This is a genomic window from Bacillus sp. 204(2023), from assembly GCF_037027505.1.
Lineage (GTDB): Bacteria > Bacillota > Bacilli > Bacillales > Bacillaceae > Bacillus > Bacillus subtilis.
The window spans coordinates 48,962-67,956 of record NZ_JAXCHE010000013.1; the positions used below are offsets into that span (position 1 = coordinate 48,962).

19 protein-coding genes are annotated in these 18,995 nt (G+C 44.4%); 14 read left to right on the forward strand and 5 right to left on the reverse strand.

Annotated features, from left to right (window positions below; genetic code table 11):
- The first annotated feature begins 64 nt into the window (after positions 1-64).
- The gene (locus WA279_RS19650; protein WP_336156410.1) at positions 65-886 is read left to right on the forward strand and encodes an alpha/beta fold hydrolase; all 822 of its coding nucleotides are present in this window, start codon (positions 65-67) and stop codon (positions 884-886) included.
- Between the two features lie 28 nt (positions 887-914).
- Here the strand turns inward: WA279_RS19650 and WA279_RS19655 are convergent, their stop codons facing one another.
- Entirely contained in the window at positions 915-1,175 is a 261-nt protein-coding gene (locus WA279_RS19655) for a YugE family protein (protein WP_014480684.1), read from the reverse strand.
- 86 nt (positions 1,176-1,261) lie between these two features.
- On the opposite strand from WA279_RS19655, the gene patB reads away from it, so the two are divergent.
- The 3 genes from patB (at position 1,262) to kapB (ending at position 4,270) form a co-directional block, all read left to right on the forward strand.
- Positions 1,262-2,425, forward strand: a complete 1,164-nt coding sequence (gene patB, locus WA279_RS19660; RefSeq protein WP_336156411.1) for a cystathionine beta-lyase PatB — start codon at positions 1,262-1,264, stop codon at positions 2,423-2,425.
- 126 nt (positions 2,426-2,551) lie between these two features.
- A complete protein-coding gene (kinB, locus tag WA279_RS19665; protein WP_327828686.1) occupies positions 2,552-3,838 on the forward strand; it encodes a sporulation sensor histidine kinase KinB in 1,287 nt (428 codons plus the stop codon).
- 45 nt (positions 3,839-3,883) lie between these two features.
- Complete coding sequence (kapB, locus tag WA279_RS19670) at positions 3,884-4,270, forward strand: kinase-associated lipoprotein KapB (RefSeq protein ID WP_336156412.1); 387 nt, start codon at positions 3,884-3,886, stop codon at positions 4,268-4,270.
- 26 nt (positions 4,271-4,296) lie between these two features.
- On the opposite strand, the gene kapD is transcribed toward kapB, so the two are convergent.
- Complete coding sequence (gene kapD / locus WA279_RS19675; RefSeq protein WP_003228846.1) at positions 4,297-4,914, reverse strand: 3'-5' exonuclease KapD; 618 nt, start codon at positions 4,912-4,914, stop codon at positions 4,297-4,299.
- 75 nt (positions 4,915-4,989) lie between these two features.
- Positions 4,990-5,193, reverse strand: coding sequence for a hypothetical protein (locus WA279_RS19680; protein ID WP_003243502.1), 204 nt, complete (start codon positions 5,191-5,193; stop codon positions 4,990-4,992).
- On the opposite strand from WA279_RS19680, the gene WA279_RS19685 reads away from it, so the two are divergent.
- From WA279_RS19685 to WA279_RS19695, 3 genes are all read left to right on the forward strand, one after another.
- The gene (locus WA279_RS19685) at positions 5,096-6,304 is read left to right on the forward strand and encodes a multidrug efflux MFS transporter (RefSeq protein ID WP_442894670.1); all 1,209 of its coding nucleotides are present in this window, start codon (positions 5,096-5,098) and stop codon (positions 6,302-6,304) included. The two genes, WA279_RS19680 and WA279_RS19685, sit on opposite strands and share 98 nt — an antisense overlap.
- Positions 6,305-6,396: 92 nt before the next feature.
- A complete protein-coding gene (locus tag WA279_RS19690; RefSeq protein WP_336156415.1) occupies positions 6,397-8,271 on the forward strand; it encodes a transglycosylase domain-containing protein in 1,875 nt (624 codons plus the stop codon).
- A gap of 20 nt (positions 8,272-8,291) precedes the next feature.
- Positions 8,292-8,705 carry a thiol-disulfide oxidoreductase DCC family protein gene (locus WA279_RS19695; RefSeq protein ID WP_015384506.1) on the forward strand — a complete coding sequence of 138 codons (414 nt, stop codon included), beginning with the start codon at positions 8,292-8,294 and terminating at the stop codon, positions 8,703-8,705.
- A 222-nt stretch (positions 8,706-8,927) separates the two neighbouring features.
- On the opposite strand, the gene WA279_RS19700 is transcribed toward WA279_RS19695, so the two are convergent.
- Positions 8,928-9,485: a YufK family protein gene (locus WA279_RS19700; protein ID WP_003228837.1), complete on the reverse strand. Its 558-nt coding sequence runs from the start codon at positions 9,483-9,485 to the stop codon at positions 8,928-8,930.
- Positions 9,486-9,662: 177 nt separating this feature from the next.
- On the opposite strand from WA279_RS19700, the gene maeL reads away from it, so the two are divergent.
- The 7 genes from maeL to maeN all read left to right on the forward strand — a co-directional run bounded on the left by maeL (position 9,663) and on the right by maeN (position 18,628).
- A complete protein-coding gene (maeL, locus tag WA279_RS19705; RefSeq protein WP_336156416.1) occupies positions 9,663-11,264 on the forward strand; it encodes a two-component system sensor histidine kinase MaeL in 1,602 nt (533 codons plus the stop codon).
- Entirely contained in the window at positions 11,257-11,964 is a 708-nt protein-coding gene (gene maeM / locus WA279_RS19710) for a two-component system response regulator MaeM (RefSeq protein WP_014477821.1), read from the forward strand. Before maeL ends, maeM begins: the two co-directional genes overlap by 8 nt.
- Positions 11,965-12,440: 476 nt before the next feature.
- Positions 12,441-13,520, forward strand: coding sequence for a guanosine ABC transporter substrate-binding protein NupN (gene nupN, locus WA279_RS19715; RefSeq protein WP_336156417.1), 1,080 nt, complete (start codon positions 12,441-12,443; stop codon positions 13,518-13,520).
- A gap of 75 nt (positions 13,521-13,595) precedes the next feature.
- Positions 13,596-15,128, forward strand: a complete 1,533-nt coding sequence (nupO, locus tag WA279_RS19720) for a guanosine ABC transporter ATP-binding protein NupO (protein ID WP_336156418.1) — start codon at positions 13,596-13,598, stop codon at positions 15,126-15,128.
- Positions 15,121-16,167, forward strand: coding sequence for a guanosine ABC transporter permease NupP (gene nupP, locus WA279_RS19725; protein ID WP_336156419.1), 1,047 nt, complete (start codon positions 15,121-15,123; stop codon positions 16,165-16,167). Before nupO ends, nupP begins: the two co-directional genes overlap by 8 nt.
- Positions 16,168-17,127, forward strand: a complete 960-nt coding sequence (gene nupQ, locus WA279_RS19730; protein ID WP_029318494.1) for a guanosine ABC transporter permease NupQ — start codon at positions 16,168-16,170, stop codon at positions 17,125-17,127.
- Between the two features lie 154 nt (positions 17,128-17,281).
- On the forward strand, positions 17,282-18,628 hold the full coding sequence (gene maeN, locus WA279_RS19735; protein ID WP_251188278.1) for a sodium/malate symporter MaeN: 1,347 nt from the start codon (positions 17,282-17,284) through the stop codon (positions 18,626-18,628).
- Between the two features lie 35 nt (positions 18,629-18,663).
- Here maeN and WA279_RS19740 read toward each other — a convergent pair whose 3' ends face one another.
- Positions 18,664-18,879, reverse strand: coding sequence for a hypothetical protein (locus WA279_RS19740; protein ID WP_015483630.1), 216 nt, complete (start codon positions 18,877-18,879; stop codon positions 18,664-18,666).
- Positions 18,880-18,995: the final 116 nt, after the last annotated feature.

Sequence of the window (18,995 nt, forward strand, 5' to 3'; positions counted from 1 at the left end):
ACTTCCGCTAGAATTGACAATTTCAGGGCATAATACAACCATCAAAAAAAGGGAGTGACACAGAATGGAGGCGGTTTCACCAATAAGGCGGTTTACGGTCGATGGAGTCAATGTATACTACGAACATTATCAAAATCCCGGCAAGCAAACGCTGGTCTGCGTACACGGTTTTTTATCATCTGCATTCAGCTTCAGAAAAGTAATTCCTCTCCTTCGGGACAAGTACGACATCATCGCGCTTGATTTGCCTCCTTTCGGCCAATCTGAAAAATCAAGAACGTTTATCTATACCTATCAAAACCTTGCTAAGCTTGTCATTGGGATTTTGGAGCACTTGCAAGTGAAACAGGCTGTGCTTGTCGGGCATTCTATGGGCGGGCAGATATCGCTGTCTGCTGCTCTCCAAAAGCCTGAGCTTTTTTCAAAGGTTGTGCTGCTTTGCAGTTCAGGGTATTTAAAACGTTCACACCCGACGATCATTTTCGGGACCCATATCCCGTATTTTCATCTTTACATCAAACGCTGGCTCTCGAAAGAAGGCGTGATGAAAAATTTATTAAATGTGGTGCATGACAAATCGCTGATTGATGAGGAGATGATTGACGGCTATGGCAGACCGTTTCAGGACGAGCAGATTTTCAAAGCCATGACAAGGTTTATCCGCCACAGAGAAGGAGATTTAGAACCCGAGCAATTGAAGAAAATGAACAAGCCTGCTCTATTGATTTGGGGCGAGGAGGATCGAATTGTCCCAATGGAGATCGGTAAACGGCTGCACGCAGATTTGCCTAATTCCGTGCTGTACTCACTTGGCCAGACCGGACATCTGGTGCCTGAAGAACGGCCTGAACTTGTGTCTGAACACATTGCTGATTTTATCAAATAACAAAAAAACCGGTGCTGAACCGGTTTTTTTAAGGCGTGCAAGAGCTGCTGTTTTTAATGAATAAAAGCTGGCCAGCCACTTCCCGGCAGCTGTCGATCGGCAGCGTTTGTTCAAAAGAAGTTTCAAATATTTGCTGAATGCTTTTCGCCAGCACGTCAGGATCGTCTTCATCATAGACTGCCTGCACGACATCAACAGCCTCCGTTTCGTAAAACTCTTCTCCATATTTAAACGGGTCCCATTTGGCAATGATCTTAATCATTTCCCTGACCGCTTGACTTTCTTCCATATTCATCACCGCTTATAATAAAATTTGCAGTTCTATCTTATCATAGTGAAGCTTAGAAGAATAAACATACATGAGGGGGTAACAGAATGAACTTTGATAAACGAGAAGAACGCCTTGGCACCCAATCTGTCAAATGGGACAAAACAGGCGAATTATTTGGCGTGACAGACGCACTCCCGATGTGGGTGGCGGATATGGATTTTCGCGCGCCAGAAGCGATAACTGAAGCGTTAAAAGAGCGTCTTGACCACGGTATTTTTGGTTATACAACTCCAGATCAAAAAACGAAGGATGCTGTGTGCGGATGGATGCAAAACAGGCACGGCTGGAAGGTGAATCCGGAAAGCATCACATTCAGCCCCGGCGTTGTAACGGCTTTGAGCATGGCGGTACAAGCTTTTACGGAGCCGGGCGATCAAGTAGTTGTTCAGCCTCCAGTTTATACGCCTTTTTACCATATGGTTGAGAAAAACGGCCGGCACATTTTACATAATCCGCTGCTAGAAAAAGACGGCGCATATGCAATGGATTTTGAAGATTTGGAGACGAAGCTTCGTGACCCAAGCGTTACATTGTTTATTTTATGCAATCCTCATAACCCTTCTGGGCGTTCATGGGGCCGGGAAGATTTACTGAAGCTAGGCGAATTGTGTCTTGAGCATGGCGTCACAGTTGTATCGGATGAAATCCATTCCGATTTAATGCTGTACGGACATAAACACACGCCGTTCGCTTCGCTCTCTGACGATTTCGCTGATATTTCCGTAACATGTGCTGCTCCAAGCAAAACATTTAATATCGCCGGATTGCAGGCTTCAGCGATCATTATTCCGGATCGCCTGAAGCGCGCCAAGTTTTCCGCAAGCCTTCAGCGCAATGGTTTAGGCGGACTAAACGCATTTGCCGTCACTGCAATCGAAGCCGCGTATTCAAAAGGGGGACCGTGGCTTGATGAATTGATCTCTTACATTGAGAAAAACATGAACGAAGCGGAAGCCTTTTTGAGCAACGAGCTGCCAAAGGTCAAAATGATGAAGCCGGATGCATCATACTTGATTTGGCTCGACTTCAGCGCTTACGGCTTGTCCGATACAGAGCTTCAGCAAAGAATGCTAAAAAAAGGAAGAGTTATTTTAGAGCCCGGGACGAAATACGGGCCTGGCGGAGAAGGATTTATGCGCCTGAACGCAGGATGCTCTCTTGCAACCCTGCAGGACGGCCTGCGCCGCATCAAAGCCGCATTATCGTAAATATAGCTGTTAAACGCCTTTACGTCTTCATTTGTAAAGGCGTTCTTAATAAAGGAATTTTATATTTTACTTCTAATATTTAGTGTTATAATAGATTCATATTTTATACGAAAGGATTTCACACGAATGGAAATTCTAAAAGACTATCTCCTGCACATCTGCTTTATTTTGTTTCCTATTCTTCTTTACCAAGTGTTTTGGCTTGGAAAACCTGCGATTCTTGTGCCAAAAATAAACAGCGGTTTGGTCACGCTCTTCGCCTGCGGCGCCTCCGTTTTATGCATTATTTTCCCGATTCATGAAATGGACTACATACAATACGGCCTTCAGATGATTCCCGTCATCATTTGTTTATTTTACATTAGTACCGCTTCCGGACTTACAGTCGCCGCATCTGTCCTATGTTTTGAACTGCTTTTTTACGAACCTTCCGCAATGTTTGTTTTCACTTTGCTGCCTTTTCTTATCATTATCCCAATCTTATTTCAGAAAAAATGGCCATTCATGTCCAAAGCGAAAAAACTGCTGCTGTCTTTATTGATCAGTTGCGTGGAGATTTTCCTATTTTTCGCCTCAAGCTGGATTCTAACCGCCTTGAATATTTTAAATTTTCAAAAATCAGGAATTTTTGTTTACGAGGCGGCAGTCTCAGGGCTTTTCCGCTCCAGTGTTCTTCTATTAAGCATCTATATTATCGAAAGCATCGCCGAAAATATCGCCCTGCGTTCGCAGCTTATCCATTCAGAAAAAATGACGATTGTGAGTGAACTGGCAGCGAGCGTCGCTCATGAGGTCAGGAATCCGCTGACAGTTGTCCGCGGGTTTGTCCAGCTGCTTTTTAATGACGAAACTCTACAAAACAAGTCGAGTGCGGATTACAAAAAGCTTGTACTGTCAGAGCTTGACCGGGCGCAAGGCATTATTACAAACTATCTCGATATGGCCAAACAGCAATTATACGAAAAAGAGGTTTTTGACCTATCAGCCCTTATCAAAGAGACAAGCTCCCTTATGGTGTCGTACGCCAATTACAAGTCAGTAACCGTCGAGGCTGAAACAGAACCGGACCTTTTGATATACGGAGACGCAACAAAGCTGAAGCAGGCTGTCATCAACCTGATGAAAAACAGTATTGAAGCGGTTCCTCACGGGAAGGGTGTAATCCACATATCAGCCAAAAGAAACGGCCATACGATCATGATTAACATCACAGACAATGGGGTCGGGATGACAGACCATCAAATGCAAAAACTCGGCGAACCTTATTATTCCTTAAAAACGAACGGAACGGGACTCGGCCTCACCGTAACCTTTTCCATTATTGAACATCATCACGGGACCATTTCATTTAACAGCAGCTTCCAAAAAGGCACTACGGTGACCATTAAGCTTCCCGCTGATCTTCCTCACTAGCAAATCGATTGGAACTTTAATAGAATAAATGCGAGGTGATGACAGATGAGCACGTTTGAGACAGGCTCTATCGTTAAAGGATTTTACAAAACAGGTGTATACATAGGAGAAATCACGGCTTGCAGGCCGCAGCACTATTTAGTGAAAGTGAAAGCGGTTCTTACCCATCCCTCTCAAGGAGACCTTCATCATCCAAAACAGGCGGATGTGCCATTTTTTCATGAGAGAAAAGCGCTCGCATATGGTGAACAGACCAATATCCCCCACCATATGGTGAAGCCTTATGACGGTGAAGTGCCGGATTATACCGAATCTCTGCGGGAGGCGACAGCACAGCTGAGAGCCAAATTGAATGAGGATGGTTCGGAGTGGGCAAAACGCTCCCTTCATAATCTGGACATTTTAGAAAAAGAATATTTTAACCTGCCATAACCCAGTCTGACAAAAGATTGGGTTTTTTACGTCGCGCGCTTCAACAGTTCGGTTAAATCAATTCTTTCGCCGATTGTGGGCGGTTTTGGCTTTTCAAGATACTGCTTATCCTGCTCAACAAGCTTAAAAAGTTTATATGCTGTGAGGGCATCATCAAGCGCTTTATGATGGGTGCCGGTTCCGGAATCTCCATACTCTTCGGCAGCTTTCCATAAACCCGTCAATGTCCGGTCTCCAAAAAAGTTTTTGTATTCAAGCGATAAATCTCTCATTTCTCCCTTAAACGGGAAAGGGATATGGTTAAACATACAGTTTTGCTTCAGCACTTTCATATCCATGTTTCCCCACGTAATAATTGTGCTGTTTTTCTCAGGATCCAGCTCGTTTAGTTTACGGATGAAATCCTCGAATCTCATTCCTTCGTCTACCTGTTTTTGGGTTATTTTTAAAAATGATTTGCAGCGTTTCGTAAGCTTCGGGAACTTTTTCGGTCTAACATAGCTAGAAAACGTCTCAACCACTTCATCATCAATCGACTTTACAATTCCGGCTTCAATGATTTCCGGGAAGAAGTTTTGAGGACTGTACTTTCCATCAGGCATTGTAAATTCGAAATCAATAATGAGTAAGCTGTTTGTCGTCACCTTTTTACACCTGCCTTTCCTCCGATCAGAAAATGCTATCTTTATAGTATATCAATTCCCCTTCTCGACATTTCTTCATTTTCTAAAAATAATGAATTTTCCCAGCCGCTTCGTTTCTTTTAAATTGTGAATCGTTTCTTTATAATTAGTAAGGAACCCGAAATAATAAGAAGGTGATGTTATTTCTATCCGTAAGAAAAACTTTGTCATTGTGTGGCTGGCGAATTTTTTTGTCTCCGCTAGCACAACGATGATCGTTCCTTTTCTCTCCTTATACATTGAGACGCTCAGCTCTTTTTCAAACGGCTTTGTGCAAAGGTGGAGCGGCTATGTGTTCGGCATTACATTTCTCATGGCGTTTTTGGTATCCCCGTTTTGGGGACGGTTCGGAGACAAACGCGGATACAAGAAAATCCTTATGGCAACCGGAACGGGCATTGCCCTCAGCATTTTCTTCATGGGCTTTGTTACATCGGTGTACCAATTGTTTTTTCTGCGTATGGCAATGGGTCTTGTAACCGGATTCATCCCGACATCTCTTGCGATGATTTCGGCACAGACTCCGAAGAGCTCAGCCGGCAAAACACTTGGCACGCTGCAAATGGGGCAAGTGTCCGGAAGCTTGTTCGGCCCGCTTTTGGGAGGCATGCTTGCTGATCGTTTCGGCTTTACGTATACCTTTTTTATCACATCCTTTGTGATTTTCTCGTCTGTTCTTCTCGTGTTATTTGGTGTCAAAGAAAAGCCTCTTGCAGAGAAAACAGCCAAACGTACGTCTTACTCGAGAAAAGAAGTGCTCTCCTATATTTTTCACCATCCGGCGCTGTGGGTCATGATGCTGTTAACCATGCTGATTCAAACAGGCAATTTCAGTATCCAGCCCCTGCTCGCTTTATATGTAAATGAGCTGCACGGACCTGTCAATCTTGCCTTTTTCTCCGGCATGGCATTTTCAGCAACGGGACTCGGAAGTTTGCTGCTGGCTAGAAAATGGGGTGATCTGGGCGACCGCTACGGCCACCGCCGCATTTTAATCGGACTTTTGCTCGCAGCCTCTTTCTTTTTTATTCCGCAGGCGCTCGCGTCCTCACTCAGCGTGCTCCTTGTTTTCAGATTTTTATTCGGAATGGCGATGGGCGGTTTGCTGCCATGCATTACGGCAGCGATCCGCGTTCAGGCTCCCGGCAGCATTCAAGGTGAAGTTCTCGGCTACAATGTCAGCTTTCGCTTTTTAGGAAACGTGCTCGGGCCTCTGCTCGGCGGAATCATATCGAGCCATTTTACCATTTCGGCCATCTTTTACGTCACGGCGTTTCTCTTTTTCGCCGGCGCCTGCATGCTTTGGATCATGCAGAAACTTCGGAAAGATTCTTATGCCAAAGCAAGCTGATTCCGAGAAAAAACTGAGGAATCTTCTAAATTTAACCTTCTCGTAATCTCAAAAGAATGGTACGATATGGCTAGAATTTAGGAGAAAAGAGAGTGACCATGTTACGAAAAATAATCGGATGGATTTTGCTCCTTTGCATAATCCCATTGTTTGCATTTACAGTTATCGCTTCCGGAAAAGAAGTAAAACAAATGAAGTCCCTGGATCAGGTGCTTGATAAAAATATTGATCTGAAAGATATCAGCCTTGTTCAGAACAGCTACATGTATGACAGGGACGGCTCCCTTGTCTCGGAAATCGTTAGCGACCACGAAAACCGTGTGCTCGTTCCATTTAACAAGATTCCCGAGGAAGTCAAACAGATTTTCTTAACATCTGAGGACCGCCATTTTTACGAGCATAAAGGCTTTGACTTTATGGGAATGGTGCGGGCTACTGCTTCTAACGTAAAAGACAAGAAAATTGACCAGGGTGCCAGCACCATCACACAGCAGCTTTCAAGAAACTTGTATTTGAGCCACGAACGCTCCTTCAGCCGCAAGCTGACAGAGCTCGCGTATTCCTATCAGCTGGAGAAAAAATATACGAAAAATGAAATTCTTGAAGCTTACTTAAATACCATTTATTTCAACAACGGTGTTTACGGCGTCGGTTCAGCAGCTCAATTCTATTTCAGCAAACCGCTGAAATCTCTCACAGTGGGAGAAATGGCTTTTATCTGTGCTATACCTAATAACCCTACATTATATGATCCTCTCAAGCATTTTGACTACACGAAAAGCCGTCAAGAACGTTTGCTTAAAGGGCTAAAAGATGCCGGGGTCATTACGGACAAAGAGCTGAAAAAAGCCGTAAAACAAAAAATCAAACTGGATGTTGAAAAAAGAGAAGACAAATATCCTGACTACGTTTCCTACGTCAATGATGAATTCACTCAGCTGGTGTCTGAATCAGAAGGCTTTGATAAACGACTTCAAAAAGCATCAGGAAAACAAAAAGAAAAGATCGAGAACGAGCTGTCCGCAAGAGTCAGCACGCTGATGAAAGACGGTGTGAAAATTTATACTGCACTTGATCCGTATATGCAAAATCAAGTTGTGGCACAAATGAATTCCAAGCTCCCGTATGCGGACGTACAGGGCGGAGCGGCTGTGATTAATCACCAGACGCATCAAATCATCGCTCTATCCGGCGGGAAAAACTATCAAAAATATGACTTTAACCGCGCCTACCAGGCGTACAGGCAGCCGGGTTCATCCATTAAGCCGCTTCTTGATTACGGCCCTTATATTGAACAGACCGGCGCGACAACAAGCAGCAACATTGATGCCAGCAAGTTTTGCAGCAAAGACTACTGTCCGCAAAACTACAATAACCGCACTTACGGCACAGTGACGCTTGATACGGCGTTTAAAAATTCATATAATACCCCGGCTATTAGAATGCTCGACCGCGTCGGCATCCAAAAGGCATTCAGTTATATTGAGCCGTATCATTTTGCCAAACTTGTCGACAGTGACTATCTTCTTCCGGCGGCGCTTGGCGGATTTACAAACGGCATGACGCCTCTTGAGATGACAAAGGCTTATACGACATTCGGAAACAGCGGAAGCTATACGCCGAGCCATGCGATTACAAAGGTTACAGACCTTAAAGGAAAAACGCTTTACAAATGGAATGATAAAGCGACTCAAATATTCAGCGTCCGCACGAACATGCAGCTGAAAAAACTGATGTCTTCCGTTGTGAAAAGCGGAACAGGGAAAAAAGCATATTTCAATGCGCCTTACATCGGCGGTAAAACCGGAACATCAAATGATTATCACGATATGTGGTTTGTCGGCCTGACTGATACGTATACAATGGGTGTCTGGGTCGGAAAGGATACACCGACCAGCGTTGAATATCTTCACAGCATCAGCCCTCAGCTTTCCATCTGGAAAGGAACGCTGCAAGCGGCTTATTAAAGGATCGGAGGGGATATGGAGTGACTTCAGAACAAATTCCAAATCGCGTTTTGCTGTTTGACGGTGTCTGCAATTTATGCAATGGCGCCGTGCAGTTTATCATTAAACGTGATCCGGACGGATTGATTTCTTTCACATCGCTGCAGTCGGAAACAGGACAGAGCCTGCTGAAAAAAAGCGGGCTTCCGACTGATCGGTTTGACAGCTTTGTCTTTATTGAAGACGGCCAAGTGTACACAAAGTCAACTGCAGCCATTAAGGTTTTCAGGCATCTGCGAGGCCCATGGCGGCTCTTCGTCCTGTTTTTCGCAGTGCCGAAGCCTGTCAGAGATATGGTCTATTCTTTCATTGCCAACAACCGCTATAAGTGGTTTGGCAAAAAAAATGAATGTATGCTCCCCTCCCCTTCTATTAAAAAAAGATTTTTACCGTAAATAAAAAATGGCTAGGAAGCTAGCCACCACAGATTGTTGACAAAATCCTAAAACGCTTCGTTTTAGGATTTTGTCATCTTTTCAGCGTGATTGAAAACTTTTGAAGTCGATGAAGAGCGAGCATTGGATGTGAAACGGCGGAAACCTGAGAATCTAGCCGCTGTTTTATTGCATATAGAGCACGAAGCGCAAATCTGACCACCAAACGCTGAAATGGCTAGCTTACACAGGTAAGCTAGCCATTATGCTATTATAAAGCTTGATAAATATGAACAGAATACCGATAACAAAGGTAAACCAAAACAGCAGTTCCAATAGAATGAATCCAACTAATGACATGAGAGAAAGCGTCGAATAAATCCGGTATACGGTAAACACAAAGTAAGCGAGCGTGACGACCGCAAACCAGATCACAATCCAAATGACATTTTGCAAGAGCACAAAGGATAAAATCCCGCCGCCCAAATAAATCATGGAACCCATTCTGAGTTTTTTCAGGTTGTTCCCTTCCGGATCATTAGCAAAAAACAGCAATGACAGCTCGGTCACGGTATTTGCAATCAATTTCAGAGCGGACAGAACCATAAAATATAAAAGTGCAAAGGCAGCAAATAACGCAAGCCTGATCCCTTTCTCTGAAAAATAATCGAGCATTCCATCATACATTCCAAATGAAGACAGCATCTTCAACGCATAAAGTGAAGTTGAGATGGATAAGGACGAACTAAAAAGCAGGATCGCAATCAGCGGAAAATATCCTGTCAAATAAGTATTTTTCATATAAAAAAGTCCCTTTCTATAATCTACCTCATTTATTATGGAGGACTTAAAACACATTGACAAGATAAATTATTCCATTTTTTCTCCTTTTTACGAATTACGGGCCCAAATCTTCACAAAGCAGCATTTTGAGAGTAAAGTAGTACGCAGGAATCATAAAACGTAAGGAAGTTTTATATGAAAAAAACATTAAAACTGCAAACCAGACTCACCATATTTGTTTGTATCGTTGTATTAATCGCATTGCTTATTACGTTTTTTACAGTCGGTGCCCAAACCACCAAACGGATTAGAGATCAGGAAAAGGCCACTGCGCTGCAGACTGCTGAAATGGTAGCTGAGGCGCCGATGACAGCCGCTGCTTTAGAAAACGGAAAAAAACAAAAGGAACTGCAGAGCTACACAAAGCGGGTTCAGAAAATTACCGGCACGGAATTTGTTGTCGTCATGGATATGAACGGTATCCGCAAAACTCATCCTGACCCGAGCAAAATCGGAAAAAAATTCAGAGGCGGTGATGAGTCCGAGGTATTAAAAGGGCATGTCCATATCAGCACAGCCTCTGGCACGCTCGGGAAATCGCAGAGAGCGTTCGTCCCTGTCTACGCGGAGAATGGAAAACAAGTCGGTGCAGTCGCGGTCGGCATCACCGTAAATGAAATTGATGAAGTGATCAGCCATAGCTTACGGCCGCTTTACTTTATTATTTGCGTTAGCATCTTCGTCGGTGTGATCGGAGCCGTTATCGTCGCCCGTACGGTGAAAAATATCATGTACGGACTTGAACCTTATGAAATTGCGACTCTGCTTGAAGAACGGAGCGCGATGCTGGAATCGACAAAGGAAGGAATACTCGCTGTCGATGAACATGGCAACATTAAACTTGCCAACGCGGAAGCAAAGCGTCTATTCGTCAAAATGGGCATCAACACAAATCCCATTGATCAGGATGTAGATGACATCTTGCCGAAAAGCCGCTTGAAAAAGGTCATTGAGACAAAAAAACCTCTTCAAGACAGAGACGTCCGCATTAACGGGCTGGAGCTTGTGTTTAATGAAGTTCCTATCCAGCTGAAAGGACAAACTGTCGGAGCGATTGCAACATTCCGCGACAAGACCGAGGTAAAACATTTAGCTGAACAGCTTTCCGGTGTTAAAATGTATGCAAATGCACTGAGAGCGCAGTCTCATGAATTTATGAACAAACTGCATGTGATATTAGGTCTCGTCCAGCTGAAAGAGTATGATGATCTTGGAGATTATATTAAAGATATAGCCATACAGCAAAAATCAGAAACAAGTGAAATTATAAATGATGTCAAAAGCTCCGTACTGGCCGGTTTTCTGCTCGGAAAGCAAAGCTTTATACGTGAGCAGGGCGCAAATCTTGATATTGAATGCAACGGTGTCATCCCGAACGCGGCAGACCCTTCTGTCATCCATGAACTTATTACAATCATCGGAAATCTCATCAACAATGGCTTAGACGCTGTTGCCGATATGCCGAAAAAACAAATCACCATGTCCATGCGCTTCCATAACAGCATACTTGATATTGAAATTACCGATACTGGAGCAGGCATGTCTGAAGAAGACCAAGCCAAAGTATTTGAACAAGGCTATTCAACAAAGGGCAAAAACCGGGGATTCGGCCTTTATTTCACACAGCAAAGCATCGAAAATTTAAAAGGCCAAATGATCCTCACAAGCGAAAAGAATGAAGGAACAACATTCAGTATTCGCATCCCGTACGAACCGAAGGAGGAAAATCATGATTAATGTACTAATAGTTGAAGATGACCCCATGGTGGGTGAATTAAATAAACGATACTTAAGCCAAATAGATGGCTTTCAGCTGAAAGGCATCGCTTCTTCCTTTCAAAGCGCTCTGCATATTTTAGGCGAGCATCATATCGACCTCATTTTGCTTGATATTTATATGCCGGGAAAAAACGGGCTGGAACTGCTGACGGAATTGAGAGCCCAAAATGAAGCGGTTGACGTGATTGTCATCTCAGCGGCCAGCGAGCTTGACGTGATCAAGAAAACACTTCGGTACGGAGCTGTTGATTATTTAATCAAACCGTTTGAATTTGAACGTTTCCAAACGGCTCTGTCTGATTACAGACGAAAACAAAAGGTGTATTCAACCCATCGCAACATGAGCCAAAAAGAACTGGACGCCGAGCTTTTTCAAAAGAAAGAAGCAACAGAAAAAGTGCAGCTTCCTAAAGGCCTGACAAAAAGCACGCTGAAGCTGATCTGGTCCAGTATCCAGTCATTTGAAAATGAATCTTTTACGACAGAAGACTTGGCAAAGCACACTGAAATCTCTCAAGTATCCATACGAAAATACTTAAAGTTTCTTGAAGATATACAGGTTCTGAATGTAGAAATGGCGTACGGAACGATCGGAAGACCTGTGTTTCAGTACAACGTCAACAACAGTAACCTTAACGGAATAAAGCAATATCTATAAGAAAAACGCACTGCTTGCTTTGAGCAGTGCGTTTTTCCTGTCATATCTCTTGCCAAGATGCTTGATTCTATTGTTGATAAGTTATACAAGAATAACAAAGGGCCTTTCAACATTTTTAAGCAAACAATTCTAAAAATAGATACTTTTTAAAAAATTATGCGAAATTCTATTTATTTCTTATTAGTTAAATGATAAATTATGATTGGTAAGTTGATCCCGAAAAACTAAGTCATAAGTCTTACTTCAGAAAACGATGTCACGGTTTTCCGCCCGGAACGCCTTCCGCATCCTTCTCTTCCCCGCCTTTCGAAGGAAAAATACTCACACCACGCTTATTCAGGGAAGAATAGAACTGTCTCAGCGCATTCCATTTGTTATTATCAGAAAATTTTATTGATTCTAAGAAATTTTCAGGACAGCCCATCACATGACTGGCCGGATCAGCTTTGAACCAAATTTTTTTGGGGGGTTATATCTTGAATAAACGAAAAATCGGATTGGCGATGTCACTTGTGATCGCAGCAGGCACCATATTAGGAGCATGCGGAAACAGTGAAAAAAGCACCGGCTCAGGCGAAGGCAAAAACAAATTCAGTGTGGCGATGGTTACTGACGTAGGCGGAGTGGATGACAAATCCTTCAACCAATCAGCCTGGGAAGGCATCCAAGCCTTTGGGAAAGAGAATGGGCTGAAAAAAGGCAAAAACGGTTACGATTATCTTCAATCCAAATCAGATGCAGACTATACAACGAACTTAAATAAATTGGCGCGTGAGAATTTTGACTTAATTTACGGCGTCGGCTACTTAATGGAGGATTCAATCAGCGAAATTGCTGATCAGCGCAAAAATACAAACTTTGCGATTATAGATGCTGTTGTCGATAAAGACAACGTCGCAAGTATTACGTTTAAAGAGCAGGAAGGCTCATTTCTCGTCGGAGTGGCCGCAGCCCTATCAAGCAAATCCGGAAAAATCGGCTTTGTAGGCGGCATGGAATCAGAGTTAATCAAAAAATTCGAGGTCGGCTTCCGTGCCGGCGTGCAAGCAGTTAACCCTAAAGCCGTTGTAGAAGTGAAATACGCAGGGGGTTTCGATAAAGCCGATGTCGGCAAAGCAACCGCCGAAAGCATGTATAAATCAGGCGTAGATGTTATTTATCACTCTGCGGGCGCCACTGGCACAGGCGTCTTTACTGAAGCGAAAAACCTGAAAAAAGAAGATCCAAAACGCGATGTCTGGGTCATCGGTGTCGATAAAGACCAATACGCAGAAGGCCAGGTAGAAGGAACAGATGATAACGTCACCCTCACTTCCATGGTGAAAAAAGTAGATACAGTCGTTGAAGATGTAACGAAAAAAGCGAGTGACGGAAAGTTCCCGGGCGGCGAAACACTTACCTACGGGCTTGATCAAGACGGAGTCGGCATTTCTCCATCTAAACAAAATCTATCGGATGATGTGATCAAAGCGGTCGATAAATGGAAGAAAAAAATTATCGACGGATTGGAAGTCCCGGCAACTGAGAAAGAGCTGAAAACCTTCAAAGCTAAATAAGAATCGCAGGGATAAGGAGGTCGAGCCCTTATCCCTTGTTTTTCTTTTATTTTGAAATAAAGGAGCGGTCAATCAATGGAATATGTCATTGAAATGCTCAATATCCGCAAGGAGTTTCCAGGTATCGTCGCCAATGACAATATCAATCTTCAAGTCAAAAAAAGCGAAATACACGCGTTGCTCGGTGAAAACGGAGCGGGGAAATCAACATTGATGAATGTCCTTTTCGGGCTGTATCAGCCGGAGCGGGGGGAAATTCGGGTGCGCGGCGAGAAGGTGCACATCAACAGCCCGAACAAAGCGAATGACCTTGGAATTGGAATGGTGCATCAGCACTTCATGCTTGTTGACACCTTTACAGTTGCTGAAAATATTATTCTCGGGAAGGAGCCAAAGAAGTTTGGCAGAATTGACCGGAAGCGTGCTGGCCAAGAGGTGCAGGACATTTCCAATCGATACGGCCTTCAGATCCATCCTGAAGCAAAAGCAGCTGACATATCAGTCGGTATGCAGCAGCGCGCAGAAATATTAAAAACCCTCTACCGCGGTGCCGACATTCTGATTTTTGATGAACCGACGGCTGTTTTGACGCCTCATGAAATTAAGGAACTGATGCAAATTATGAAGAACCTGGTCAAAGAAGGGAAGTCCATCATCTTAATCACCCATAAGCTGAAAGAGATTATGGAGATTTGTGACCGCGTTACGGTTATCCGTAAAGGAAAAGGCATCAAAACCCTTGATGTCTGTGATACAAACCAAGACGAACTCGCCAGTCTAATGGTCGGCCGTGAGGTATCGTTCAAAACCGAAAAGAGAGCTGCTCAGCCGGGAGCGGAAGTGCTTGCGATTGACGGCATAACTGTAAAGGATACCCGCGGAATAGAGACAGTCAGAGATTTGTCTCTTTCTGTCAAAGCGGGAGAAATAGTCGGCATAGCAGGCGTCGACGGAAACGGGCAATCAGAGCTGATCGAAGCGGTGACAGGACTCCGCAAAACAGATTCAGGAACAATCACCTTAAACGGAAAACAGATCCAAAACCTGACGCCAAGAAAAATCACTGAATCCGGGATCGGCCATATCCCTCAGGATCGCCATAAACACGGTCTCGTCCTTGATTTTCCAATCGGAGAGAATATCCTGCTGCAAAGCTATTACAAAAAGCCGTATTCAGCATTGGGCGTTTTACATAAAGGCGAAATGTACAAAAAAGCACGCAGCCTGATCACTGAGTACGATGTCAGAACGCCGGATGAATATACACACGCTCGGGCATTGTCAGGCGGAAACCAGCAAAAAGCGATTATCGGACGGGAAGTAGACAGAAATCCTGATTTATTAATTGCCGCCCAGCCGACTCGCGGCCTTGATGTCGGAGCGATTGAATTTGTCCATAAAAAGCTCATTGAGCAGCGTGATGCCGGGAAAGCCGTTCTTCTCCTCTCGTTTGAGCTTGAAGAAATTATGAATCTCAGTGACAGAATCGCCGTTATTTTTGAAGGACGCATTATCGCCAGCGTTAATCCGCAGGAAACCACTGAACAGGAGCTTGGTCTCTTGATGGCAGGAAGCACGCAAAAGGAAGCGGGGAAAGCAAATGGTTAAACGACTCTCTCATTTACTCGTGCCGCTCATCGCAATCATCCTTGGTCTTGCGGCCGGCGCGTTGATTATGCTTGTGAGCGGCTACAGTGTGGCCAGCGGATATTCGGCTTTGTGGAATGGGATATTCGGAGAAATCTATTATGTCGGAGAAACCATCCGGCAAATTACGCCTTATATTTTATCCGGATTGGCTGTCGCCTTTGCATTCCGAACCGGACTCTTTAATATCGGCGTCGAGGGCCAGCTGCTCGTCGGCTGGACAGCGGCGGTTTGGGTCGGTACGGCGTTTGACGGACCGGCATATATTCACTTGCCGCTCGCATTGATTACAGCGGCAGCTGCAGGAGGATTATGGGGGTTTATTCCCGGCATTTTGAAAGCGCGATTTTACGTTCATGAAGTCATTGTCACCATTATGATGAATTATATCGCGCTGCACATGACCAATTACATCATTTCAAACGTCTTGACAGATCATCAGGACAAGACGGGGAAAATTCACGAATCCGCCTCCCTCCGCTCTCCTTTTCTTGAACAGATCACCGATTACTCACGGCTGCATTTAGGAATCATCGTTGCCCTTCTCGCAGCGGTTATCATGTGGTTTATCATCAACAAAACTACAAAGGGATTTGAGCTCCGGGCGGTCGGGTTTAACCAGCACGCTTCCCAGTATGCCGGCATGAGCGTGCGGAAGAATATCATGACCTCCATGCTTATCTCCGGCGCTTTTGCAGGCCTTGCCGGAGCCATGGAGGGCCTAGGGACATTCGAATACGCAGCAGTGAAAGGCGCATTTACCGGCGTAGGCTTTGACGGTATCGCTGTCGCTCTTCTCGGGGGAAACACAGCCGTCGGGGTTATACTGGCAGCATGCCTGCTTGGCGGGCTGAAAATCGGCGCATTAAATATGCCGATTGAATCAGGCGTTCCATCAGAGGTCGTTGATATTGTGATTGCTATTATTATTCTATTTGTGGCTTCAAGCTATGCGATTCGTTTCATCATGGGCAAATTGAAGAAAAAGGGGGCGAACTAAGTGGACATTGTGCAGATTTTATCTATCATTGTCCCTGCCACACTCGTCTATGCGGCCCCGCTTATTTTAACTGCTCTCGGCGGCGTGTTTTCCGAGAGATCAGGTGTGGTGAATATCGGCTTAGAAGGCCTCATGATTATCGGGGCGTTCACCAGCGTGTTATTTAATTTATTTTTTGGTCCGGAATTAGGTGCCGCCGCACCTTGGCTTTCGCTCCTTGCCGCCATGGCAGCAGGCGCCCTGTTTTCACTGATTCACGCGGCAGCGGCGATTTCGTTTCGCGCCGACCAGACAGTCAGCGGTGTCGCCATTAACATGCTGGCGCTTGGGGCAACTTTATTTATCGTCAAACTGATCTACGGCAAAGCGCAGACAGACAAAATTCCAGAGCCTTTTTATAAGACGAAAATCCCCGGTTTGGGCGATATTCCCGTCTTGGGAAAGATCTTCTTTTCGGATGTCTATTATACGTCTATTCTTGCAATAGCACTTGCCTTTATTTCCTGGTTTATCTTGTTCAAAACGCCGTTCGGCCTTCGTATCCGTTCTGTCGGAGAGCATCCGATGGCGGCCGATACGATGGGAATCAACGTATATAAAATGCGCTACGTCGGCGTGATGATCAGCGGATTGTTCGGCGGTCTCGGCGGCGGCGTATATGCCTCCACAATTGCGCTTGATTTCACGCACTCTACCATCTCCGGGCAAGGCTTTATCGCCCTGGCAGCGCTTGTATTCGGAAAATGGCATCCGATCGGAGCACTGGGGGCCGCCCTGTTTTTCGGATTCGCCCAAAGCTTAAGCATCATTGGATCGCTGCTCCCTCTTTTTAAAGACATACCAAATGTGTATATGCTGATGGCTCCTTATGTCTTAACGATTCTCGCTTTAACGGGCTTTATCGGGCGGGCAGATGCGCCAAAAGCCAATGGCGTGCCCTATATTAAAGGAAAAAGATAAAACATTTTCCCCTGAGAAGACGATTCTCAGGGATTTTTTTCTAATCCAAAAGACCCCCTTAATTTAATTGTTTATTAGTTTTTTAACTTAAAAAAATATGAAGTGTTAACGCTTTCTTGTAGACTGTAACAAACAATACATGGGGGTGTATGACATGGGAGCAATTCCAAAAACGGGGACAATTTCACCTGAGCCAAAAGACTCACAGGAGAAAAACCTGTTTCAAAAAATCTGGGCTTGGGAAATCGGTGTGATTCCTCTGCCATTATACACAGTATTAGCAGTTATTATTATTCTTGCAGCCTATTACAATGAGCTGCCGGCAAATATGCTTGGCGGGTTTGCCATCATTATGATTCTTGGTGTGTTTCTCGGAGACATAGGCCAACGCATACCGATATTGAAGGATATTGGCGGCCCTGCTATTTTATCTTTGTTTGTTCCTTCATTTTTAGTCTTTTACAATGTACTGAATTCAACATCTTTAGACGCTGTAACCAACTTGATGAAAACGTCTAACTTCCTTTATTTCTATATCGCTTGCCTTGTTGTGGGAAGTATCCTCGGTATGAACAGAATTGTTTTAATACAGGGGTTTATCAGAATGTTCGTTCCACTGGTTGCAGGAACGATCGCGGCCGTTGCAGCCGGCATCCTTGTCGGATTTATTTTTGGCTATAGTGCCTATGATTCCTTTTTCTTTGTTGTTGTCCCAATTATTGCCGGGGGAATAGGTGAAGGAATTTTGCCGCTTTCAATCGCCTATTCACAAATACTGGGCTCATCCGCTGATGTATTTGTGTCTCAGCTGGTTCCAGCCGCAATTATAGGAAACGTTTTTGCTATCATATGTGCAGCCTTAATGAAAAAGCTTGGCGATAAGCGTCCAGATCTAAATGGGAACGGACGTCTCGTAAAATCTAAAAAAGCAAATGAGATTTTCAATCAAAAAGAAGCCGAAGCAAAAATTGATTTTAAGCTAATGGGAGCAGGAGTTCTGCTCGCGTGTACATTCTTTATTTTTGGCGGGTTATTGGAGAAATTCATCTTCATCCCGGGCGCGATCTTAATGATTATTTCAGCTGCGGCTGTCAAGTATGCGAATATTCTTCCGAAAAAAATGGAAGAAGGCGCTTACCAGCTTTATAAGTTTATTTCTTCAAGCTTTACATGGCCGCTGATGGTCGGTCTCGGCATCCTCTTTATTCCGTTGGATGACGTAGCGTCTGTGATTTCTATTCCGTTTGTCATCATCTGTATTTCAGTTGTTATCGCGATGATTGGTTCTGGATATTTCGTAGGCAAGCTGATGAACATGTATCCGGTTGAATCCGCAATCGTTACCTGCTGCCACAGCGGCCTCGGCGGAACGGGTGATGTTGCCATTTTATCGGCATCAGGAAGAATGGGCCTTATGCCGTTTGCCCAAATTTCAACCCGTCTCGGTGGTGCAGGCACAGTTATTTGCGCGACAGTGCTGCTTCGTTTTTTCACTTCATAAACAGAAAGAGTTCCGTTTTATGCGGAACTCTTTTTTTATTTATTTACAATCCGAATATACTCTCGGGGACCAAACGGCAGATCCTTTGATTCCGTCTCACTCATTCTGGCTGACAGGTGGTGCTCCAGTAAATACAGCTCCCACTCATCACTAGCCGCCACACCGCTGCGCCCGTCATATTGATTCAACATGAATGCCCCTGCAAATACTGAGCAGAATAAACCTGAGCACATCACGACTTTTCTTTTCACATGACCAGCTCCTTTCCTTCAGCTTGATCAGGATTGATTTTAAATATACAAATAACCTCTTTTTTGTTAGACTTATTTTGAGGTCAAAAGAACTCATAAAAACCCATTACAGCAGT